This window comes from Streptomyces sp. NPDC048257, from assembly GCF_043201855.1.
GTDB lineage: Bacteria > Actinomycetota > Actinomycetes > Streptomycetales > Streptomycetaceae > Streptomyces.
Window position 1 is genome coordinate 755486 of sequence record NZ_JBICZI010000001.1, and the last position, 22706, is coordinate 778191.

A 22706-nucleotide genomic window follows, 5' to 3' on the forward strand; every position below is an offset into this window, starting at 1 on the left:
GTCCGCGCACGGGCAACGGGCAGGTCTTCGGACTCGCGGGCACGCCGGCCACTCGGGCAGACACCTACTGGCCGTCGCTTCCCAGGACCGGTTCCGGTCCCAGTGCGTATGACGGCGGTCGTTCCCGCTCACCGCTGCGGGGCAGTCCCGGATTCCCACCGGGTTCCCTCTTACGACGCATCCCGCCTGGCGGACGGGGGCGAACCAGCTGCGGGGTCCACCCTAGGGCGCCGAACTGGAGAATGGACAGAGTCATCCAGATAGCGGACGGTGAAATGAGACATGGCGGGGGTGCGGCGACACCACTCGCCGCACCCCCGCCGTCATGCGTGCCTCCGGCGCACCCTCAGCCCGGAGACCTGCCGGGACCCTCAGCCCCGGCCGTATGTGTGGAACCCGCGGCCGCTCTTGCGTCCCAGCAGCCCCGCCTGCACCATCCGCTGGAGCAGCGGGGGCGGGGCGTAGAGCGGTTCCTTGAACTCCTCGTAGAGGGAATCGGCGATCGCCGCGACCGTGTCGAGCCCGATCAGGTCGGCGAGCTTGAGCGGTCCCATCGGGTGGGCGCAGCCCAGCTCCATGCCGGCGTCCACGTCGGCGGCGCTCGCGAACCCGGACTCGGCCATGCGAATGGCCGAGAGGAGGTAGGGGATCAGCAGCGCGTTGACGACGAAACCCGCCCGGTCCTGGGATCGGACCGTGGTCTTCCCCAGAGCATCACGGGCGAAGGCTTCGACTGCGGCGAGGGTGTCCGCCGACGTGTGCAGGGAAGAGACCACCTCGACCAGCGGCAGCACGGGGACGGGGTTGAAGAAGTGCAGGCCCACCACCCTGTCCGCACGCCCGGTGGCCATGCCCAGCCGCATGATCGGGATGGCCGAGGTGTTCGTGGCGAGGATCGCGTCCGGGTCCGCGACGATCTTGTCGAGGGCCGTGAAGATCTCCGTCTTGGCCTCGGGGTTCTCGGTGACGGCCTCGATGACGAGCTGCCGATCGCCGAGGTCCTCCAGGTCTCCGGTCAAAACGAGCCGGGCCAGGGCGTCCTCGGCGGAGAGCCGGTCGAGCTTGCCGCGCTGGACGGCGCGTTCCAGGGAGACGGCCACCCGCTGCCCAGCGGCGCGGGCCGCGGTGGCATCCGCTTCGGCGACGACGGTGTCGAGTCCGGCGCGGGCGCACACCTCGGCGATGCCGGCGCCCATCTGGCCTCCTCCGACGACTCCGACGCGCCGGATCCGGCCCGGCTGCGCAACGGGGTTCACGCGTTCACCTGCGCGGGGGCGCGGCGGACCAGGTGGCGGCTGTAGGCCTCGGGCGTGAAGAACGGCGGGAGGTGCACCGAGAGCGCGGTGTCGACGAAGACCTCGCGGGCTTCGAGGACCAGCGCCTGCGGGTCCTCGGCCTCCAGGGCCGCGCATTCGGCGTCGAGGAGGTCGGTGACCGTCCCCCGATCCACCCGGTCGTGGCGGAGCCACTGCCAGATCTGAACGCGGGCGATCTCGGCGGTGGCGGCGTCCTCCATCAGGCCGTTCAGGGCGACGGCGCCGCTGCCGCGCAGCCAGGCGTCCAAGTAGCGCACGGCCACGGCCACGTTGGAGCGGATTCCCTCGGAGGTCGGCGGAGCGGCGATCCTGCGGACGGACAGCAGGTCGGCGGCCGTGACCTCGACGTCTTCTCGGGTGCGCTCGAGCTGGTTGGGCCGGGACCCGAGGACGCCGTCGAAGACCTCGCGGCAGACGGGGACGAGTCCGGGATGGGCGACCCAGGAGCCGTCGAAGCCGTCCTCGGCCTCCCTCTCCTTGTCGAGGCGGACCTTCGCGAACGCGGCGACGTTCGTGTCCGGGTCCTTGCTCGGAACGTGGGCGGCCATGCCGCCGATGGCATGAGCGCCCCGTCGGTGGCAGGTGCGGACGAGGAGTTCGGTGTAGGAGCGCATGAAGGGGGCGGTCATCGTGACGGCGGCCCGGTCGGGCAGCTGGAAGTCGGTGCGGTGCCCGAAGGTCTTGATGAGGCTGAAGAGGTAGTCCCAGCGGCCGGCATTCAGACCGGCGCTGTGTTCGCGCAGCTCGTAGAGGATCTCCTCCATCTCGAAGGCGGCGGTGATCGTCTCGATGAGGACGGTCGCGCGGACGGTGCCTCGCGGGATGCCGAGGAGTTCCTGGGCGTACCCGAAGATGTCGTTCCAGAGGCGGGCCTCGTAACGGTTCTCCAGCTTGGGGAGGTAGAAGTACGGGCCGTACCCGGCGTCGATCTGCCGCTGCGCGCAGTGGAAGAAGTACAGACCGAAGTCGACGAGTGACGCGGACACGGGCCGGCCGTCGATCTCCAGGTGCTCCTCGGTCAGGTGCCAGCCCCGCGGGCGGACCATGAGGGTCGCGAGGTCCTGCCCGAGGCGGTACTCCTTTCCCTCGGGGGTGGTGAAGTCGATGCGCCGCTCGATGGCGTCGAGCAGGGTGAGCTGGCCGCCGATGACGTTGGCCCAGGCCGGGGCGGTGGCGTCCTCGAAGTCGGCCATCCAGACCTTCGCCCCGGAGTTCAGGGCGTTGACCGCCATACGGCGCTCCGGGGGGCCGGTGATCTCCACTCGGCGGTCGGTCAGACCGAGCGCCGGCGCGGCGACCTGCCAGTCGGTGTCGGCGCGGACGGCTGCGGCGGCCCGGGAGAAATCCAGCGGGGTTCCGGAGGCGAGGCGGGCGGACCGGCGGCGGCGCTCCTTGAGGATCTCCGAGCGGCGGTCCGCGAAGGCCGCGTCGAGGCGGCCGAGGAACTCCAGGGCCTCGGGGGTCAGGATCTCCTCGTGGCGCTCACCCGGTGCACCGAGAACCCGGACGCTGCTGATCAGGGGCGTGACGGACATGCGGTTCTTCTCCTCAGCGTGGGGCGGCGGGCGCCCGAGGGGGACGGCCCTCGGGCGCCGTCGGACGGCGAGCGGCAGGATGCCGGGCCGGGCTCGGCAGGACACTCTCCGGGGGCAGAGGTTCCTAGTGGAACTGCTCTTCCTCGGTGGAGCCGGAGAGCGCGGTGGTGGAGGAGGCCGGGTTGACGGCCGTGGAGACCAGGTCGAAGTAGCCCGTGCCGACCTCACGCTGGTGCCTGACCGCGGTGAAGCCCTGCGCCTGGGCGGCGAACTCCCGCTCCTGGAGGTCGACGTAGGCGGTCATGCCGTGCTCGGCGTAGCCGCGGGCGAGGTCGAACATGCCGTGGTTGAGGGAGTGGAAGCCGGCCAGGGTGATGAACTGGAAGCGGTAGCCCATCGCGCCGAGCTCCCGCTGGAACTTGGCGATCTGGTCGTCGTCCAGCGCCGCCTTCCAGTTGAAGGACGGGGAGCAGTTGTAGGCCAGCATCTGGTCCGGGTACTGCGCATGGATCGCCTCGGCGAACTCGCGGGCCTGGGCCAGGTCCGGGGTGCCGGTCTCCACCCAGATGAGGTCGGCGTACGGGGCGTAGGCGAGGCCGCGGGCGATGACCGGGGCCATGCCGTTGCGAACGTGGTAGAAGCCCTCGGCGGTGCGCTCGCCGGTGCAGAACTCGGCGTCCCGCTCGTCCACGTCACTGGTCAGCAGGGTCGCGGCCAGGGCGTCGGTGCGGGCGATGATCAGGGTCGGGGTGTCCGCGATGTCGGCCGCCAGACGGGCCGCGTTCAGGGTGCGGACGTGCTGGGAGGTGGGGACGAGGACCTTGCCGCCGAGGTGGCCGCACTTCTTCTCGGAGGCGAGCTGGTCCTCGTAGTGGATGCCGGCCGCACCCGCCGCGATCATCGCCTTGGTCAGCTCGAAGGCGTTGAGGGGGCCGCCGAATCCGGCCTCGGCGTCCGCGACGATCGGGGCCAGCCAGTCCGTCGTGTCCGAGCCGCCCTCGGCGGTGGCGATCTGGTCGGCGCGCAGCAGGGCGTTGTTGATCCTGCGGACCACCTGCGGCACCGAGTTGACCGGGTACAGGCTCTGGTCGGGGTAGGTGTGCCCGGCCTGATTCGCGTCGGCGGCGACCTGCCAGCCGGAGAGGTAGATCGCCTGGAGCCCGGCCCGGACCTGCTGGACGGCCTGGCCGCCGGTCAGCGCGCCCAGGGCGTGGATGTAGTCCTGCTCGTGGAGCTGGCGCCACAGCCGCTCGGCGCCGCGCCGGGCCAGGGTGTGCTCCTCGCGGACACTGCCCGAGAGCCGCACCACGTCCTCGGCCGTGTAAGTGCGCTCGATCCCTGCCCAGCGCGGGTCGTCCGCCCAGCGCTGCCTGAGCTGCTCGGCCGCCGCCTTGTTCGCCTCTGCCATGACCGTCACCGTTTCCGTCGCGTCGCTTGTCTTGCCAATGCCCCCGCCAGGGATCAACGCATTGACACTCTGTGCCTGAGAAAGAGGGGTGCGGCCGCCGAACCCGCCCGTGGGCCGGAGCTGAGCAATGCTGCCGATCTGCCGGGAGCGGACGGCCAGATCACCGAAATCAGGGCATGAATCGAAGGTCTGGGGTCCATCCCGGCCACCGGTTCCGGCTGGCCGCAGGACTGACTCTGACACTGGCACCGGGTGCCATCAAGGAGGTACGGCTGCCAAGGTTTGCGAATCTTCGAGGCTGAAATTGCCAAGCTTGCGAAGGTTACTGACGAGTCAGGTCCCCGTAGGCTGGCGGAGCCCGTCCGACGGGTCCGACGGTGGAGGAGTCCGGTGAGCAAGACGTACGCGGGAGCCCGGCTGCGACGGTTGCGCGAGGAGCGGCGGATGACGCAGGCCGACCTGGCGAGGGTGCTGGGCATCTCGCCCAGCTACCTGAACCAGATGGAGCACGACTCCCGCCCGCTGACCGTCCCGGTGTTGCTGCGCCTCACCGAGGCCTTCGGGGTGGACCCCGGCTTCTTCTCCGAGCGGGACACCAGCCGTATGGTCGCGGACCTGCGCGAGGCCCTCGCCAAAGAGGTCGCGGAAGCCCGCGTCTCCTCCTCCGACCTGGCCGAGCTCGCCACTCGGATGCCTGCGGTCGCCTCCGTCCTCCTGGACCTGGGCCGGCGCAGCCAGCTCCTCGCGGAGCGGCTGACGGATGCGGCCGAGGGGCGTGGCGGTGTCGCGGAGGCACCGCGCTCGCCCCACGAGGAGATCCGCGAGTTCTTCTACCGCCGGCAGAACTACCTCCACGACACCGACCTCGCCGCCGAGGCACTGGCCCGCGAGATCAGCATCCGCCCCGGGGACGTCATCCGTGCCCTGACCCACCGCCTCACCGACCGGCACGGGGTCAGGATCGCCCCGGACTCCGACCGGCTGCACCACTACGACGCCGGGGCGCGCGTTCTGCACCTGTCGAACCGCCTCCGCCCCGGCCAGCAGGCGTTCCGGATGGCCACGCAGCTGGCCCTCCTCGAGTACGGGAACGAACTGGACCGGCTGGCCGCCGAGGACTTCCCGGCCGGGTCGGCCGCACACCCCTTGGCCCGGATCGGCATCGCCAACTACTTCGCGGCCGCGCTGATCCTCCCGTACGGGGCCTTCCACCAGGCGGCCGAGGAATTCCGTTACGACATCGAGCGCCTCACGGACCACTTCGGTCTCGGCTACGAGACCGTCTGCCATCGGCTCAGCACCCTGCAACGCCCCAGGCTGCGCGGGGTCCCCTTCTCCTTCGTCCGGGTGGACCGGGCCGGAAACATGTCCAAACGGCAGTCCGCCACCAGATTCCACTTCTCCCGCGCCGGGGGCACCTGCCCGCTGTGGAACGTCTACGAGGCCTTCACCGCCCCGGGCCGCATCCACGTCCAGGTCGCCGCCATGCCCGACGGCCGGCGGTACCTGTGGACCGCCCGGGCCGTCACCCGTCACCGCGGCGGCTGGGGCGAGCCCGGCAAGACCTTCGCGATCGGGCTGGGCTGCGAGATCCGGCACGCCTCCCGCCTGGTGTACGCCGACGGGCTCGACCTGGACAACACGGCCGCCGCCACCCCGATCGGGATGGGCTGCCGGCTCTGCGAACGCCTCGACTGCCCCCAGCGGGCGGTACCCCCGCTCGGCCGGGTGCTGGCCGTGGACGAGAACAGCAGCACCTTCGTCCCCTATCCCGTCGCGGACACGTCCGCCCCGCGCCGCGACTGACGCCCCAGGAGCTCCGGCTGTGGACCCCGACGGGCAAGACCAGGTACGCGCCCTGACCACGCCCGAGTGGCGGGACCTGATGCCAGGACGCGACCACGCACGGCTCCGTCGAAGCCGCCCGCCGTGCTGGTTTTCCCGCGTACTTCGACACCTGGGACGGGGAGGCCTGAAGAGGCATCATCCTGATGTCCGGCCCGCGGGTCGCCGCGATCCCGGTCGGCGACAACGCGAACCCCCCTCGCCGATGCCCGCGCTGGCGGAGAAATTCGGATACCGAATCCCAGCCACGTGTGAAACGACCGCATCCGACCGGCGCAACACACCTGTCCGACAAACAGAAACGACCCCACGGGTAAATCCCCGAAGCCTGGCTATACGCTTGCACTGGAATACAAGGGGGCCCGTGTGGAACCCTTTTGACGGAAAGTCATGAAACAGAACGTCGAACAAGTCTGAAATAGACCCGAGGAGGGGCCTTGACCGACCGCAAGCCACCTGGTGTGGATTTCGAGTCTTGGGTGGACCGCCAGATCAGGGAAGCCAGCGACCGCGGCGACTTCGAGAACCTACCGGGTTGGGGGAAGCCGTTACCCTCTCTTGACGCACCGTACGACGAGATGTGGTGGATCAAAGGCAAGATGCACCGCGAGGGATTCGCCTCTCTGCCACCCGGACTCGCACTTCGCAAGGAAGTAGAAGACGCGATGGGGGCGGTCCACACGGCGCGTTCCGAGCGTCAGGTGCGGGCCATCCTCACCGAGATCAACGAGAAGATCCGCACGGCGCTGCGCATGCCCCCGCCGGGGCCGCCCCTCATGCTCTGCGAATTCGACATCGAAGACGTACTCGCAGCGTGGCGCAAGTCCCGCACCGAGTAGGACATCGAGCGGGCCCCGTCGAAGGTGACGGCCCGGACTTCGTGGTCCGGGCCGCACCTGCGGGCGGGGCCCGCTGCTCGCCGGCCGGGCCCGTCGACGGGCCGGGCGCCGGCGGTGGTGGGCGGCCTTCACCACCCGAACTCGGCGGGCAGGGCCATCCAGCGCAACCGGCCCGGTACTTTCAGGCGATCACGTCGATCACCTGACACCGTCGCGTCAGCGCAGTTTCGCCGTGAACAGGAAGTTGCGCGGCACGTCCGGTACCTGGCGCGGCAGTACAAGGTAGGGCCAGCGGCCGGAGCCTTCCTCACCCGGCTGCTTGATCTCCTCCGTGTCCCAGCCGCACTCCCGGAGCAGTTCCTCAGGTGCGTCGGTGCCGAACAGCCAAGGTGCTCCGTCCTCCTCGAGCGCCTTGATGAACGGTCGGGCCACCGGGTTGTTGAGTGCCGCGGCGCTGATGAGGTCGCCGGCCACCCTGGCCCCGGATCCCGAGAGCTTGGCCAGGGTGCCCAGCAGTCCGCGTACAGCTGTCTCCTCCAGGTAGTACAACAGGCCCTCGACGATCCAGAGCGTGCGCGCGTCGGTGTTGAAGCCCGCGTCTCGCAGCGCCGATTCCCAGGAACCTGCGAGGTCGACACCGACGGTGATGTGCGTCAGTCCCTCGGAGGGCGTCGCATCAGCCAGCAGGTCCGCCTTGACGTCCAGCAGCGCGGCGCGGTCGAGTTCGAAGACGGAAACCTCAGTGCCCCAGTCGAGCCGGTAGGCACGGGTGTCCATGCCGGCGGCGACGAGAACGACCTGGTCGATGTCGTGCTTCTCCAGCGTGTTCAGCAGCACCTGGTCGAGATAGGCCGTGCGCAGCGCGAGATAGTCGACCGTGACGGGGCTGGCGTACCGCTTGAGCAGTTCGAAGCCCATGTCGCCGGCGACCGTGCGGGCGTACGGGTCGTTGAACAGCGCGTCGGGTCGCTCCGTTTCGAGCGCGCGGGCCGCGGCGGTCCACTGAGCGGTGTAGGAAACTGCTTCCATGACGTGTACTCCTCAGGAGGGGGCGGACCGGGTGTCACTGTGCACCTCGGTTTCCTTGCAGGCCGGGTGGCCCAGCAGCATCGACAGCGCAGCGGCCAAGGTCTGGCCCGGGTCCGGCACGGCGCCCTGTGCGCGCCAGGCCACGAAACCGTCGGGCCTGACCAGGAGTGCGCCGGCGGGGCCGGTACCGGCGACGTCGCCCCAGTCGGCCGTGGGGTCCTGGATCTCCGCCCCGTCGCCTCCCATACGGTGGGCCACAAGGTCGAGGCCGACCTCCTCGGCCTGCTTGGCAGCCGCCTCGCACCAGTCTCCGCCGCCGGGGCCGGCCAGCAGGGTCCAGCGGGCTGCCGCCAGGTCAAGGGTGGAAAGGCGCTCGCCGACGCGGGTCACCCAGTGGTGCGGAAGCCGTGATCCGGGGGAACCGTCCAGGCACGCGGCGACGTCCTCGCTGGAGGGCAGTCGGGGGCCGGGATCCACGACGGCGGCCGAGTCGTAGCGGTACCCGAGGTGCACGACCGGGGTGTTGACCATCCCCGCCTCCTGGCGCTGCGCCCCGGCGAAGGGGTTCCAGTGCAGTGCGGGGTGGCGCAGCCGGAGCATGGCCTGCTGCAGGGTGAAGACGGCCACGGGGTGCCGCTCGGCATGGTAGCTGTCGAGCAGCAGGTCCGCGGCCCCACCCTGCAGCACCTGGGCGAGCTTCCAGGCCAGGTTGTGGGCGTCGGCGATCCCCGCGTTCATTCCGAAGGCACCGAGCGGCGGAATGGTGTGGGCCGCGTCACCGGCCAGGAAGACCCGCCCCTCCCGGAAGCGTTCGGCGACCTGGGCGGTCAGCCGCCAGGGTGCGGTGCTGAGGACCTCCACGTCGACCTCGGGGTGGCCGATCGCGGCGCGTACGAGCTCCTCGCAGCGCTCGTCGGTGAAGTCCTCGAGGCCCTGGCCGGCCTCCGGGTCGAAGTCGACGTGCAGCATCCAGCGTTCTTCGGCATCGACGGTGATCAGCACGGCCCACGCGCCCGGCGCCGTGATGTCGGTCATGAACGGGACGCTGCCGAACCGCCCGTACAGATCGGCGCGGAAGACGATGTTCATCTTGGGTACGCCGAGGACGCCGGGCCCCTCCACGCCGATGCCCAACCCGCGGCGCACGGTACTGGACGCCCCATCGGCGGCGACCACGAAGTCGGCGTGCACCGTGCTGCCGTCGGCCAACCGGGCGACGGCGCCGTCTGCCCGGGACTCCACCGAGGTCACGGCGGTGCCGTAGCGCACCGTGGCGCCCGCTGCGCGGGCTGCGGGCAGCAGCAGCGCGTCGATCCGGTCCTGGGGGCAGTTGCCCGCCACCTCCACCGGGGTCACCGCGGCGAGGGCCGGGTTGCGGAAGTCCAACTGGCCGCCGCCGGGCGGGAACGCCGACTCCGCCAGGGTGGGCACGGAGCCCTTCCACACCGTGGTGCGGGGCCGGACGGATGCGGCGCGGATGGCCTCTTCCAGACCGGCCTCGCGGAAGAGCTCCATGGTGCGTTCGTTGACGCCGAGCGCGCGGGGGTGCGGCATCGGTCCGGGCTGCCGCTCCACGACGAGCGCGGGCACACCGTGCCGGCCGAGGAAGAGAGCGGTGGCGAGGCCTACGGTGCCACCGCCGACGACGAGTACCGGGACGCGGGTGGGGACGTGGATGTCCGTCATGGGTTCCTCACTGGTGGCCCGCGGGGGCGGAACCGCCCCCGGGAGCGGGTACGTCGGCCGGCGGCATTCCAGGGGGCCGCATTCCGGGCGGCGGGCCCGGACGGCGCATCTCCTTGGCCATCCGGGTGCTCACCAGAATGCCGAGCACACAGATGATGCCGGTGACCATGAAGACACTGGTCAGAGCCGAGCTGAGGCCGGAGCGGAGTAGCTCGACGAGGTCGGCGGGGAAGGCGGACTGCTCCGAGAAGAGCATTTCGCTGACGCCGCGTGGGCCGGCTTCGCGTACGAGTTCCGCGGCCTGGCCCGTGAGTTGCTCGGTCTCGTTGACGAAGAGGTAGTACTGGAGGACTCCGAGCATGCTCACGCCGATCATGCCGCCGAACTCACGCGCGAGCTGGGTGATGGACGAGCCGATTCCCATCAGGTGCGGCGGAAGCGCCGACTGGACCGCGATCATCAGGACCGGCAGGCCGACGCCGGTACCCGCGCCGATCAGCAGCGTGTAGGCCGCCGTGACCCACGCCGAGGTGTGGGTGTCCATCGTCATCAACAGGCCGAAGCCGGCCGCGAGCAGGAACATGGAGAGCATTCCCATGCTCCGGATGCCCGCCTTGAAGATGGCGCGACCCGCGACGAGGCTGCCCACGATGCTGGCGACCTGGAAGGGAAAGAGGGTCAGTCCCGTCTTCCCGATCGAGCCGCCCGTCACGCCTTGGGCGAAGACCGGGACGAAGAAGATTGCGCTGTACATCACCAGGCCGATGACGAAGTTCACGACGAACGCGGCGCTCAGCGCGCTGTTGGAGAACAGGGTCAGCGGGATGATCGGCGACTCGTGGCGCCGCTCGACGACGATGAAGACGACGAACGCGGCGATGCCGGTCAGCAGGGCCGCCCACACGGACCACTCCCCCAGATCGCGGTTCTCGCCGGCCTCGTAGAGTGCGTAGAGCACTCCGGCGATGGCGTACGTGATGAGGACGGCGCCAAGGATGTCGACCTTCTGCCCGGAGGCCTCGGTCTGATGCTCGCGGTAGTTGCGGTGGATCAGCCAGGCGGCCAGCAGCAGCAGCGGCGGGTTGATGAAGAACGCCCAGCGCCAGCCCGCGTACTCACCGATTCCGCTGCCCACCAGCGGGCCGAGCAGGCTGCTCAGGCCGAACACCGAGGCGAAAACGCCTTGCAGCCGGCTGCGCAGTCGCGGCGGGAACTGGAGGCCGATGGCTGCCATTCCGATGGGGAAGAGCGCGGCTGCGCCCACCCCCTGGAGCCCGCGCGCCGCGACCAGTTCGGGCATGCTCCGGGCGAATCCGCACCAGATGGAGCCCACCAGGAAGATGGCGATTCCAATATTGATCATGCGCTTGCGACCGAAGTGGTCGGAAAATTTTCCATACAGTGGCAACAAGGCGGTGAGCGCAAGCATATAACTGCCGAAAACCCAGGCCGATAACTCGACACGGCCGAACTCCGCGACAATGGTGGGAGTAACTGTTCCCGCAATGGTCGCATCAAGCGCCGAGACCGTCATCGCCAGAATGAAACCCCATACCGGGGTGAGCAGATGACCGATTGGCTCTTTCTCAGTCGTCGTCGCAGCGTTCATCCGTAACGGTTTCCTTTCCCCTGCCAACACGTCCTGACGGACCTCCCGCCAGCTTGTCGGAAGGTCGTGCTCGGCTCAACTTCCCAACGGCGCAGCCCCAACGCTCCCGCTTCCAGGTTGCGCACCCAGGCATCTCTGCCTACGAAGGGCGACCATCACCTACCGGCACAGTTGAGGACAGGAGGGGTGGCAAGATGACGAACCAGAACGAAACCACACAAAGAGTTCGCCACGCGATCCGAAATTCAACACCCGAATCATCAATGAATTCAGGCTGCCCTTAAGGAAAGGGAAGGGGACCTTCCCGCCCCTGGCCGGCGAAACCGATGGCGGCGATCCCACCCGACGTGACGCCCGACATGGGGAACTGTTCCGGGGCCGGGCTTCCACGCCGCCCCCGTCACTCTTTCACGGAACCCGAGCGGACGTCTCTTCCCAAAGACGCAAGCGATGTCGTTTCCCGGCCAGGATGCGCAGCAGAGCATGGGTGAGCCGCGACCAATACTGGATCCCATCAGCCAGCGGAGGAGCAGGTTTCATTGGACGTCATACGCGACCGGATGATTGCCGGACAATCCTCCATCCTGGGGGTCTACAACTTCCTGGAGGAGAACGAAGGACTGCCCGCAGAACAACTTGCGGCGCGACAACGGAATCTCATGCGCACTCAGCTCGAGTACGCACGGAAGGACTCTCCCTACTTCGCGAATATCCTGCGTCACCATCGAACCGAGGATCTGCTGGGGCAGCCGGAACTCTGGGGCAGCCTGCCTCTGATGGACAAGTCCGTCATGCTCAAGCACTTCGACGAGATCAGGACGCGCAACGACATCCCGTTCACCGAGGTCGAGCGCTACCTGTCCGACCGGTCCCTGGTCGACAGGCCTTTCAATAACGCGGACCTTCTGGTGGTCAGCACCGCAGGAACCTCAGGCAAACCCGGATACTTCGTCTACGACCCGCAGGAACAGGCGCACATCCGGGCCCAGTACTTCCGGTTCATGCGGGCGGTCCTCGCCTCGATCACTCCTGGCGGACCGCTGCGGTCGGCGGCCATCATCGTGACCGGCGCCCACATGATCGGGTACAAGATGCAGCAGCATCTGCCGCCGGAGTTCTTCCGCATGATCCCCGTCCTCCGGGAGGGCCGTGCGGTGACCGTCGAGGAGACGGCCGCGGAGCTGGCGGACTTCAATCCCCAGATCCTCACCTGTTTCGGTTCGACGCTGCGCATGCTCACCGAGTACAAGGAGTCCCACCCGGACTTCGCCTGGCGCCCGCTCGCCCTGATCAACACGGGTGCGACGCTGGAGCGCGACGTACAGCAGCGGGCCCTCGCCGCCTTCGATGGCGTCCGCATCTTCGACCTGTACGGCTCCACGGACACCGGCTACATCGGCTGGACGTGCGAGCAGGGCTCGATGCACCTCAACACGGACTGCATGCGCATCGAGATCCTCGACGAGGACAACCGGCCGGTGGCTGACGGCGAGTTCGGCTCGATCGTCATCAGCACCTTCTGGCACCGCAGCCTACCGGTCATCCGCTACAGACTCGGTGACCTGATGTCGGTGAGTACGGAGCGTTGCGCGTGCGGCCGCAGCCTTCCGGTGGTCAAGGAACTGCTGGGCCGGGAGAACACCCTGCTCTACCGGCGTTCGGGGACCGGCCTGGCCCCGGTGCCGCAGGGAGTCTTCATGGAGATGTTCGAGACCATCAGCGGGGTCAGGCGCTTCCGACTGGTGCAGGAAACCCCGGACCGGGTGACGGTCTCCGTGGTGCCGCTGCCGGACAGCACACCGGACCTGGCCGAGCGGGTGGCCCAGCGCGTCGCGCCGGTCTTCGGCGAGGGCGCCTCTGTGGAGGTCCGCCTGGTCGACGCCCTCGTACCCCCTGCCTCGGGCAAGCTCCTCCCGGTCGAGCGGCTCTTCGACCCGGCCGCAGAACGCGCCACCGCGCGATGAGAGCGGTCAGTGACAAAGGATCCCGCGGTTTCGGCACCCCGAAACCGCGCAACAACGAGGGGAACCAGCTGTGAACGAGGGGAAGAGTCTGCGCGCGCGCCGGCTGATGTCCGCATCCGGACGGTCGCTGATCGTCCCGATGGACCACGGCATCAGTGTGGGCGCGACCACAGGTCTCCGTGACATCGCCGCAACGGTCGGACAGGTATCCGACGGGGGCGCCAACGGGATCGTCGTGCACAAGGGCCTGGTGCCCACCGTACAGAAGGGCCTCCGCCCGGAAACGGCGCTGATCGTGCACATGAGCGCCTCGACCTCGCTGGGCGGCCACCTCAACCGCAAGGTGGCGGTCTGCACGGTGGCCGAGGCGGTACGGCTCGGCGCGGACGCGGTGAGCCTGCACATCAACGCCGGCACCGAGACGGAGCCGGAGCAGATCGTGGACACGGCCAAGATCGCCGAGGAATGCGCCCTGTGGGGCGTACCCCTGCTGGCGATGGTCTACGTCCGCAGTTCCCCGGAGGACGAGTACGACCCCGTGAAGGTGGGCCACGCCGCCCGTATGGCCGCCGAGCTCGGTGCCGATCTCGTCAAGTGCCACTACACCGGGGACCCCCACACCTTTTCCGAGGTCGTCGCGGGATGCCCGGTTCCCGTCCTGATCGCGGGCGGGGCCGCGCACGGGGACGTCCGCAAGCTCTTCACGACCGTGGCCGAGGCGCTCGGCGCCGGGGCGGCGGGCGTGTCGATGGGCCGCAACATCTTCGAGTCACCCGACGCGACCGTCCTGACCCGCCACCTCGGACTGCTGGTCCACCAGGGCTGGTCCGCGGACCGCGCCTACGACGCCTATCAGGACCACCTCGCGACCCGGCAGCTCGCCGCCGTCTGAGTGCCACGCCGCACTCCTCACATTCCGCTGATCGAACAGAAGGCGAACAATGACTGACGTCATCGAGGACAAGCCCAAGGCCGCTTCCGCCAAGCAGCGGACGCAGGAACCGCACAAGAAGACGGCCGCACCGGAGCCGGCCCCGGTGCAGGCGCCACTCCCTCCCGGGGAGAAGTACACCTGGCACGACTTCCGCAAGTCCGCCGGTCGGCCCGACACCGCCGAGATCTTCGAGGCGGTACGGCGCCTGCACGCCGGCGGCGCCGTGGTCGTGGACGAGGAGCAGCTCGCCCTGGTGCCCTCGGGCCTGCGGAAGGTCAAGCTCTTCTCCGGCGTTCCCTCGCCGGAGAAGCTCGAGAAGATCCGCAAGGACTACGACGTACTCGTCCTGGACGCGGATGTCGTGGCGAGCAACTGGTTCGTCGAGAACGAGGCGAGGATCGGCATCACGGTCGGCGCCGCGGTCGATGTCGTCGACCCCCGTTCGCTGGAACGCGCCGTCGAGATGACGCGCCTGGTCAAGCTGCTGCTCGTCACCTTCAAGGACTCCACCAAGATCCCGCTGGAGATCGTCCTCGCCGACGCGCAGAACCACGGTTGCCAGACCGTGATGGGGGTGCAGGACAGCGTCGAGGCCAATGTGGTTTTCGGGGTCCTGGAGATCGGCGCCGACGGCGTCCTCGTCGAGGTCGACGACCTCACCGCGGTACACCGCCTGCACGAGGTCCTCGTCGCCGCGCAGCGCACGCATGGCCAGCAGCTGCAGAAGCTGACCGTCCTGGAGACCAAGCACGTGGGCATGGGCGACCGGGCGTGCCTCGACTTCACCTCGTACCTCGGACTCGACGAGGGCGTGCTCCTCGGCTGCTTCTCCGGCGGCGGCATCCTCGCCACCAGTGAGACGCACCCGCTGCCGTACATGCCCACGCGCCCGTTCCGCGTCAACGCGGGCGCCCTGCAGATGTACGTGCTCGCCCCGGACAACCGCACGTGGTACCTGTCCGACCTGCGCGCGGGCATGGAAGTCCTCGCGGTCCGCACCGACGGCACCGCGCGGCCGGTCACCGTCGGGCGCGTCAAGATCGAGCGGCGCCCCATGCTGCAGATCACCGCGGAGGCGGCTGACGGCACCAGGATCACCACGATCATGCAGGAGGACTGGCACGTCCGCGTCTTCGGCACCGACTCCAAGCCGCGCAACATCACCGAGCTCAAGCCGGGCGACGAGCTCTTCGGCTTCACCCAGGAGCCGGGCCGGCACGTGGGCGTCAAAGTGGATGAGCTGATCATTGAGCAGTGATCCCTGGGACGGCGTGGACGTGATCGACGCCCACGCCCACGCCAACCCGGCTCTCGTGCCGCGCCTGCTCGCCACCATGGCGGCGGAGCGCATCTCCGCGGCGTTCCTGGTCGCCGGGGGCGTCGTCTCCCCCGCCGAGCTGTCCCACACCATCGTGACGGAGGGCCCGGGTCGGGACGTCGACGCCGACAACGCCGGGCTGCTGGAGGCGATCCGGGACGAGTCTTCGCTGGCCGCCTTCTGCTTCGTCAATCCGCACCGGGCGGCCGACGAGGCGGACGACCGTCTGGTCGGGAAGTGCGCCGGGATCAAGTTCGCCCCGGGTGTGCACGGCATCGGCCATCTTGACCCACGGGTGCAGTCGTACGTCGACGTCGCGGCGGAACGGGGGCTGCCCGTGTACTCACACTGCATCGGCAACGGCGCCCTCTCCGTCGAGGCGTACGCCCGACTGGCGCGCCGCAACCCCGGGGTGACGTTCATCCTGGGTCACGCGGGGCGCGGCAACTTCGATCTGGACGCCGCCCAGGAGATCCGGGACACGCGGAACGTGCTGTTCGAGACGTCCGGCGGTTTCGACTTCGTGATCAAGGACGCGGTGGAGACGCTCGGACCCGAACGCGTCGTGTTCGGTTCGGAGTTCCCCATCCAGCACCCCCGAGTCGAGCTGACCAAGCTCGCGCTGGCCGTGGCCGAGGTTCATCTGCCTGCCGTGCTCGGCGGCAACATCCGGCGCGTCACCACCGCAGGGAAGGGAGCAAGCGCATGACGGACCACGACGCGACGGCTGCCATCGTGGCCCACGCGTATCTCAACGCACCGTATCTGCGGGCGAAGTACCAGGCCACGGGGATCGATCCGACCTCCTGGTCGGACGGGCTGTTCAGCCGGCTGCCCTTCACCACGAAGGACGACCTGCGGCTCGCCTACCCCGACGGCCTGCTCGCCGTCGACCCCGCCGAGGTCGCCGTCGTCCACGAGTCCAGCGGCACGACCGGGGAACCCACGCCGGCGTACTTCACCCGGGGCGACATCGACGAGTGGCTGGACCGGATGCTGTTCAACGGCGTCGGGCTCTCCGAGCGTGACGTCGTGCTCGTCAAGACCCCGTACTCGATGCTCACCACCGCCCACCAGATGCACGGGGCCGCTCAGCGGGCAGGTGCCACCGTCATCCCGGCCGGCAACCGGACCGAGCTGATGCCCTACAGCCGTGCCCTGCGGCTGCTCCGCGACTACCGGGTGACGGTCGCCTACTGCATGCCGGTGGAGCTGATGCTCTTCGCCCGGCGCGCTCTCGGCGCCGGCCTCGACCCCGCGAAGGACTTCCCGGAACTGCGGGCCGCCGTCGTCAACGGCGAGGTGCTCAGCGCCGCCAAGAAGCGCTTCCTGGAGGAGCTCTGGTCCATCACCCTCTACCCCGACTACGGCTCGACGGAGACCACCACCCTGGGCGGCGCATGCGCCGCCGGCTCCCTGCACCTGTGGTCTGACCGCTTCCTCTTCGAGGTCCTGGACGAGGCTACCGGGCACTGCTCCCCGTACGGCACGGGCGAGCTGGTGGTCACCTCGTACCACCGCCGGGCCATGCCGATCGTGCGGTACCGGATGGGCGACATCGTGACCGTGTCGGACGGGGCCGGGTGCCGGTGCGGCAGCGACCGTCCCCGGGTGCTGGTCCACGGCCGGGCCGCAGACCGGTTCACCGTACGCGGGCGGAGCCTGTTCCCGATCGACGTCGAAGACGTCGTGTACGGGGCGCTGTTCGGCTGCGAACCGGTCTTCTGGTCCGGCGAGGTGGACGACGACCTCCTGACGCTGGTCCTGGAGGCCACGGACTCCGGCTCGGCCGAGGTCCGCCGGCGCACCGAGGGCCTGGCCGCCGCGCTTCAAGACCGGCTCGGGATGCGCTCCGCGATCAGCGTGGTCCCGCCCGGCACCGGCATGACGCTCGACCGGCAGGCCGAGCAGGAAGCCATGTTCAAGCCCGTCTACCTGCGCACGCGCGGCCAGGGCGGACGCGGCCTCGACTACACCGGATCTTCCCAGGAGAACTGACGTGACGGACATCAACAGCCGGCCGACGATGACGGCCGAGGCAAAGGCCGAGATGTGGAAGGCGATGTACTTCCGCGCCCAGGCCGGCATGGAGCGCTACATGGTCTCCAACTACGGCTACGGCGCCATCGACGAGTGGATCGACTTCTCGGCAGAGGCCACCGCGAAGCAGTCGGACCGCTACAAGACCGAGGGGGCCATCCCCTTCACCGAGAACCTGTCCCGGATCCTGGGAGACTGCTGGGGCTCGGAGGTGACCGTGCGCACTGCATCGGCCGACAGGTCCGAGGTGGACATCGCGGACTGCGGCATCCTCTCCTACCGGCAGAGCGCCGCGAAGCTGGGCATCGAGCTCACCTTCGACGACCCGTGCCGCGAGTACTGCACGAAGCTCCAGTCGTCCATCGCGGCCAAGCAGAACCTCACGGCGACGTTCGAGCTCAAGCCGGGCGGCTGCACCTGGTGCTTCACCCGGAACCCGGCACCGGCAGCGGAGGCGGCATGACCTCGGCCACCGCGGCCCGCCACGACGTCCCCGGCGGCCTGAGCGGAACCGAGCGGCTGCGGCTGCTGCGCACCACCCTGGCCCAGGCCGCGAAGTCGCCGTACTACGCCCCCGTGCTCGCGGGCCTCGGCACCGAGGCGTTACAGAGCGCCGACTTCGGTCTCCTGCAACGGCTGCCGTTCACGGACAAGGCGCAGCTGCGCGAGGCGGGGCTGCGCTTCCTGTCCGTACCCCTGGCCGAGACCGTCCGCTACTACGAGTCCTCGGGGACGACCGGCACACCCACGCCGACGCCCAAGACCAAGAAGGACATCGCGGCCAACACCGAGGGGCTGCTGCTGAACTGGCGGCGGATCCTGCGGCCTCGCGAGGACAAGGCGATCCTGCTCGTCCCCTCCGACATCGCGCCGGTCGCCGACGCCATGGTCTACGGCCTGGAGGCGATGGACGTCTTCAGCGTCCGTGCGTTCCCCTTCACCCGGGGTGTCTCCGGATGGGACCAGATCGTGCGGATATGCCGGGAGACCGGTATCACCACGGTCCTCACCACTCCGGGCCTGAGCCTGCACTTCTACGCGGAGCTCAAGAACCGTGGCCTGGACCCGACCGCCTTCGGCATCCGCACCATCCTGCTCCTGGGTGAACTGCTCACGGAACCCATGCGGGGCATGCTGGAGCGGATGTGGAACGCGCAGGTCTACATCAACTCCTACGGCTCTTCCGAGATGGGAACCTGCTCCACCTCGTGCCCCGAGAAGCGCATGCACCTGCTGGAGCACATGTACCACTTCGAGTGGGTGGACCCGCATACGGGGTCCCCCACCACCGCGGAGACCGCTGAGCTCGTGGTGACCACGCTCACCGCCGACGCCCGGCCGCTGCTCCGGTACCGCACCGGCGACCTGGTCCGACGCCTGCCCGGCGACTGTCCGTGCGGTCTCGGCCTGCCAGTGGTGGAGGTGCTGGGCCGGGTCACCGACGAACTGGAGATCGCCGGCCGCCGGCTTCGCCCGTACGACGTCGAGGAGATCGTCTTCGCGATCCCCGGTCTGCTCGGCTACTGCATCCGGTTCGAGGACGACGGCCGGCCTCTGCTCTGCCTGGAGGTGGAGCGCGACCACCAGGACCCGGCCAGGTGCGCCGAGATCACCCGACTCGCCGAGGCCGCACTGCTCGCGCGGGACCTGCCCCTGGAGATCGAGCTGTCCTTCGACTTCAACGAACTCACCAAGCGGGGAGGAGGCTTCAAGAATTGGAAACTCACCCACGTGGTGCGGAGCTGACCGTCCGGAACACCTGGCGGCTCGACGGCTGGGTCACCACCGTGCGGCTGCGCGAGGAACAGGTCGCGGCAGCCGCCGCACCCGGCCGCCTGGCACTGGGTACCTGGGGCAGCACCGGACCGGACCTCGTGATCGGCTTCGACAGCGCCATCACCGATCTCGCAGCCCATCCGGACGGCTGGCTGCTGTCCCTGGAAGCGGGGAGTCTCGTACTCGTCTCCGGGCGGGGCGAGGTGTTGGAGCGGCGCGACGGGGTCGGCGGGTGGCGGCTGGCCGGCGACGCAGGCGGGTTCGTGGCAGTCGACCGCAACGGCTCGGTCGCCCTGGTCGATCAGCAGCTCAAGCCGCTGTGGACCGAGTCCGGTCCCTCGGCCTGGGACATCTGTCTCGGGTACGGCCTCGTGGCCACGCCGAGCACCGAGGGCTCCGTCAGCTGCCGCGCGGCAGCGACCGGGGAACTGCTCTGGCGGTACACCGAGCCCTACCCGGTGTACGGATGCACGGCGGTCGACGGCGGCTACGCCGTGGGGACCGCCGAGGGGTCCCTGGCCGTCCTCGACCTGTCGGGCACGGTCGTGCAGCGCCGGGCCACCCACGCCGTCCGCATGACCGTCCGCGCAGGTGGCAGCGAGCTGCTCGCCGCCTGCGTGGACGGGACGCTGCGCTCGTACGACTCCGCGCTCACCGAGCTCTGGCGCTTCACCACGGGATCCTGGGTCAAGGGGGTGGACGTGCGAGCGGACACCGTCGCCGTGGCCTCGGCCGACCACCACCTCTACCTCCTGGACCGCGACGGCCGTGAACTGGGGCGCCATCAGGCTGGTCACACCGTTCTGTGCGTCGCCCGAGACGACAGCCGGCTCACCGCGGGTTCGGCCGACGGACTCCTCTACTTCCTGACTTGCGACCAAAGGAGCACCATCCATGTCTGACTACCTCGCATCGAAGGTGGACGTCTGCGTCGTCGGCGCCGGGCCCCACGGCCTCGCCTTCGCGAAGGCCCTGATCGACGCCGGACACAGCGTCGCCGTGGTGGACCGCGAGACCGACCGCTCCGGCAAGCGCCAGACCATGCTGATCCAGCCGGGAGCCATCAAGGTGCTGGACTCCCTGGGGGTCCGCCCGGCAGTGGAGGCACAGACGCACCGCCTCGATGGGTACGACTACTACGTCGACGGCGACCGCATCGCCGCGCTGCGCTACGCCGACATCGAGGACAGCCCGTTCGGCCATGGCCTCGGCGTGCCGTACCGGGTCATGCAGCACGCGTTCCTCGACGAGCTCGTCGGGCACCCGGACTTCGAGATCTTCGACGGGGCCGCTGTCGGCGCCCTGCTCAAGGACGCGTACGGCACCCTCAACGGCGTGTCCTTCACCCAGGACGGCACCGAGCGCGCCGTGGAGTGCCGCCTCCTGGTGGCCGCCGACGGCGAGGGCTCGCCCACGCGCGCCCTGGCCGGGATCTCGGTACAGCCCGCGACCTGGGACTACGAGGCGATCACGTTCCTCGCCCCGCGTCCGGACGGCTGGCCCTCCGTGCTGAGCAACTACCGTGCCAGTGACAACCGTTATCTGGGCCTGGCCGCCTACTCCCCCGACGAGCTCAGCGTCCTGTGGGGGATCCGCAGCGGCTCCTTCGAGGAGGTCAGGGCTCAGGGACTCGACGCACTGCTGGACCGGATCCTCTCGGTGGAGCCCCGGCTGCGTCCCGCCCTGGAGGGGATCAGGAGCTGGGAGGACGTGCGCCACCACGCCTTCCCCGGGCACATCGCGGAAACGTGGGTGGCGGACGGCGTGATGCTGATCGGCAGTACCGCACACAGCCTGACCACCTTCGGCGGCCAGAACATGAACCTGGCGCTGTACGACGCCCAGGCCGCGGCCCGGACGGCCGTACGGGCCCTGGCCGAGCAGGACCTCTCTGCCGGTTCGCTGGCCGAGTACGAGACGGAGCGCCGTCCCCTGGTGGAGAGCATCGCCGCGTTCCAGACACAGGCGGCGGCACCGGACACCACCGGTTCGGGCGGTCCCGCAGCCGAGGCGGTCGCCGCCGGACTGCGGCAGATGTTCCGGTCGATGGCGCTCGGCCCGAGCGCCTGGCAGGGAGCCCCCGCCGCCCCGGCGGCGAACTCGGGCCGGGGCCCGGGGGCGTTCGACCCGTCGCTGATCCCGACCGAGATCTACCGGTTCGACTTCCGCTACGATGCGGCACTCAACTGGGCATGGAAGAAGGCCCCCAAGAACGATCCGGTGATGACCGAGATCGGTATGTACGCCTGGGAGAAGAACGTACCGATCATCGGGCCGCTGTCCGGTCGACTCCTGTGGCAGCTGGCGAAGATCTCCGGCGCCAAGCGGGTGTTCGAGTTCGGCTCGGCGGTGGGCTTCTCCACCATCTGGTTGGCGCGGGCCGTGGGGCCCGAGGGCAAGGTCTACTACACCGAGTCCGATCCGGAGCTCGCCGCCAAGGCCGCGTCGTTCATCGAGAAGGCGGGCGTCTCGGACCGGGTCGAGCTCTTGGTCGGGGATGCACTGGAGTCCTTCCGCGCGGTCGACGGCGACTTCGACCTCATTCTGTGCGACATCGACAAGCGCCTCTATCCCGAAGTGTTCGCCACGGCCCTCCCGCGACTGGTCAACGGCGGTCTGTTCGTCGCCGACAACATCTTCTGGAACGGAGACGCGCTGACCGGCTACACGCGTGACCCGTTGGGCCGCGCGATCGGCGAGACAGTGGATGCCATGCTCGCCGAGGAATCGCTGTTCACCACCCTGATCCCGCTCGGGGACGGGCTCGCGGTCGGTTACAAGGAATGAGCGTACGGCTGGTCGCGATCGGCGGCAGCATCGGGCCTGCGGGACGCCCGTCGCGGACAGAGACGGCCCTGCGGCGATCGGCCGCCGCGGCGGTCGCCGCCGGCGCCGAGGCGGAGTTCTTCGTCGGGGAGCAGCTGAGACTGCCGCTGTACGACCCTTCGTCGCGCGTCCGCGACGTGCGGGCCCAGCGCCTTCTGGAGGCCGTACGCCGGGCCGACGCCCTGCTGATCGCGTCGCCCGCCTACCACGGCGCGGTCTCGGGACTGGTGAAGAACGCGCTGGACTACTTCGAGGACCTGCGCGAGGACTCCCGTCCGTATCTGGAGCAACGTGTGGTCGGCTGCATCGGAGTGGGGTCGGGGCCGCAGGGCCCGGCCGCTGCGCTGCGCAGCCTGCGGGACATCGTGCACGCGCTGCGCGGCTGGCCGACGCCGCTCGGGGTGGTGATCGGCGCTGCTCCGACCGACCTGTCGGGCAGCCCGGACGACCGTACGGCGGCGCAGCTGGACGCGATGGGTATCGAGGTGACCGGTTTCGCACGGGCCTGGACAGCGGCACGGCCGCTGTCCAGGTAATGGAGCAGCAGCGGCCGTGGGCCAAGGGGTCAGGCTGGTGCAACG

Annotated in this window: 18 protein-coding genes and 1 riboswitch; of the genes, 12 read left to right on the plus strand and 6 right to left on the minus strand. The window is 69.4% G+C overall.

Annotated elements, in window-relative coordinates; genetic code table 11:
* Positions 1–21: 21 nt before the first annotated feature.
* Positions 22–173, minus strand: a riboswitch (cobalamin riboswitch).
* A gap of 198 nt (positions 174–371) precedes the next feature.
* From ACGFZK_RS03535 to aceA, 3 genes are all read right to left on the minus strand, one after another.
* A complete protein-coding gene (locus tag ACGFZK_RS03535) occupies positions 372–1256 on the minus strand; it encodes a 3-hydroxybutyryl-CoA dehydrogenase (protein ID WP_393847147.1) in 885 nt (294 codons plus the stop codon).
* Positions 1253–2851, minus strand: a complete 1599-nt coding sequence (aceB, locus tag ACGFZK_RS03540) for a malate synthase A (RefSeq protein WP_393847148.1) — start codon at positions 2849–2851, stop codon at positions 1253–1255. Before aceB ends, ACGFZK_RS03535 begins: the two co-directional genes overlap by 4 nt.
* Positions 2852–2975: 124 nt before the next feature.
* Positions 2976–4259, minus strand: coding sequence for an isocitrate lyase (aceA, locus tag ACGFZK_RS03545; RefSeq protein ID WP_393847149.1), 1284 nt, complete (start codon positions 4257–4259; stop codon positions 2976–2978).
* A 390-nt stretch (positions 4260–4649) separates the two neighbouring features.
* Between aceA and ACGFZK_RS03550 the strand changes: the two genes are divergently transcribed.
* Positions 4650–6065, plus strand: coding sequence for a short-chain fatty acyl-CoA regulator family protein (locus ACGFZK_RS03550; protein ID WP_393847150.1), 1416 nt, complete (start codon positions 4650–4652; stop codon positions 6063–6065).
* 476 nt (positions 6066–6541) lie between these two features.
* Entirely contained in the window at positions 6542–6943 is a 402-nt protein-coding gene (locus tag ACGFZK_RS03555) for a DUF1992 domain-containing protein (RefSeq protein ID WP_393847151.1), read from the plus strand.
* 216 nt (positions 6944–7159) lie between these two features.
* Here ACGFZK_RS03555 and ACGFZK_RS03560 read toward each other — a convergent pair whose 3' ends face one another.
* From ACGFZK_RS03560 to ACGFZK_RS03570, 3 genes are read right to left on the minus strand one after another with little or no spacing between them, the layout of a single operon-like run.
* A complete protein-coding gene (locus ACGFZK_RS03560) occupies positions 7160–7972 on the minus strand; it encodes a class I SAM-dependent methyltransferase (protein ID WP_393847152.1) in 813 nt (270 codons plus the stop codon).
* A 12-nt stretch (positions 7973–7984) separates the two neighbouring features.
* Positions 7985–9658: an FAD-dependent monooxygenase gene (locus ACGFZK_RS03565; RefSeq protein WP_393847153.1), complete on the minus strand. Its 1674-nt coding sequence runs from the start codon at positions 9656–9658 to the stop codon at positions 7985–7987.
* A gap of 7 nt (positions 9659–9665) precedes the next feature.
* Complete coding sequence (locus ACGFZK_RS03570) at positions 9666–11267, minus strand: MDR family MFS transporter (RefSeq protein WP_393847154.1); 1602 nt, start codon at positions 11265–11267, stop codon at positions 9666–9668.
* A gap of 776 nt (positions 11268–12043) precedes the next feature.
* On the opposite strand from ACGFZK_RS03570, the gene ACGFZK_RS03575 reads away from it, so the two are divergent.
* The 10 genes from ACGFZK_RS03575 to ACGFZK_RS03620 all read left to right on the plus strand — a co-directional run bounded on the left by ACGFZK_RS03575 (position 12044) and on the right by ACGFZK_RS03620 (position 22661).
* Complete coding sequence (locus ACGFZK_RS03575; RefSeq protein WP_393847155.1) at positions 12044–13231, plus strand: phenylacetate--CoA ligase family protein; 1188 nt, start codon at positions 12044–12046, stop codon at positions 13229–13231.
* A 70-nt stretch (positions 13232–13301) separates the two neighbouring features.
* Entirely contained in the window at positions 13302–14123 is an 822-nt protein-coding gene (locus ACGFZK_RS03580) for a 2-amino-3,7-dideoxy-D-threo-hept-6-ulosonate synthase (protein ID WP_393847156.1), read from the plus strand.
* 49 nt (positions 14124–14172) lie between these two features.
* A complete protein-coding gene (locus ACGFZK_RS03585) occupies positions 14173–15423 on the plus strand; it encodes a 3-dehydroquinate synthase II (protein WP_393847157.1) in 1251 nt (416 codons plus the stop codon).
* A complete protein-coding gene (locus tag ACGFZK_RS03590) occupies positions 15413–16192 on the plus strand; it encodes an amidohydrolase family protein (protein WP_393847158.1) in 780 nt (259 codons plus the stop codon). Before ACGFZK_RS03585 ends, ACGFZK_RS03590 begins: the two co-directional genes overlap by 11 nt.
* Positions 16189–17481 (plus strand): phenylacetate--CoA ligase family protein, encoded by a 1293-nt coding sequence (locus ACGFZK_RS03595; protein WP_393847159.1) that lies wholly within the window; start codon positions 16189–16191, stop codon positions 17479–17481. Before ACGFZK_RS03590 ends, ACGFZK_RS03595 begins: the two co-directional genes overlap by 4 nt.
* 1 nt (position 17482) lies before the next feature.
* On the plus strand, positions 17483–17986 hold the full coding sequence (locus ACGFZK_RS03600) for a hypothetical protein (protein ID WP_393847160.1): 504 nt from the start codon (positions 17483–17485) through the stop codon (positions 17984–17986).
* The gene (locus tag ACGFZK_RS03605) at positions 17983–19269 is read left to right on the plus strand and encodes a phenylacetate--CoA ligase family protein (RefSeq protein ID WP_393847161.1); all 1287 of its coding nucleotides are present in this window, start codon (positions 17983–17985) and stop codon (positions 19267–19269) included. Before ACGFZK_RS03600 ends, ACGFZK_RS03605 begins: the two co-directional genes overlap by 4 nt.
* Positions 19239–20201, plus strand: a complete 963-nt coding sequence (locus ACGFZK_RS03610; protein ID WP_393847162.1) for a PQQ-binding-like beta-propeller repeat protein — start codon at positions 19239–19241, stop codon at positions 20199–20201. The genes ACGFZK_RS03605 and ACGFZK_RS03610 overlap by 31 nt, the downstream gene beginning before the upstream one ends.
* Complete coding sequence (locus tag ACGFZK_RS03615; protein ID WP_393847163.1) at positions 20194–22086, plus strand: FAD-dependent monooxygenase; 1893 nt, start codon at positions 20194–20196, stop codon at positions 22084–22086. Before ACGFZK_RS03610 ends, ACGFZK_RS03615 begins: the two co-directional genes overlap by 8 nt.
* On the plus strand, positions 22083–22661 hold the full coding sequence (locus ACGFZK_RS03620) for an NADPH-dependent FMN reductase (RefSeq protein WP_393847164.1): 579 nt from the start codon (positions 22083–22085) through the stop codon (positions 22659–22661). The genes ACGFZK_RS03615 and ACGFZK_RS03620 overlap by 4 nt, the downstream gene beginning before the upstream one ends.
* Positions 22662–22706: the final 45 nt, after the last annotated feature.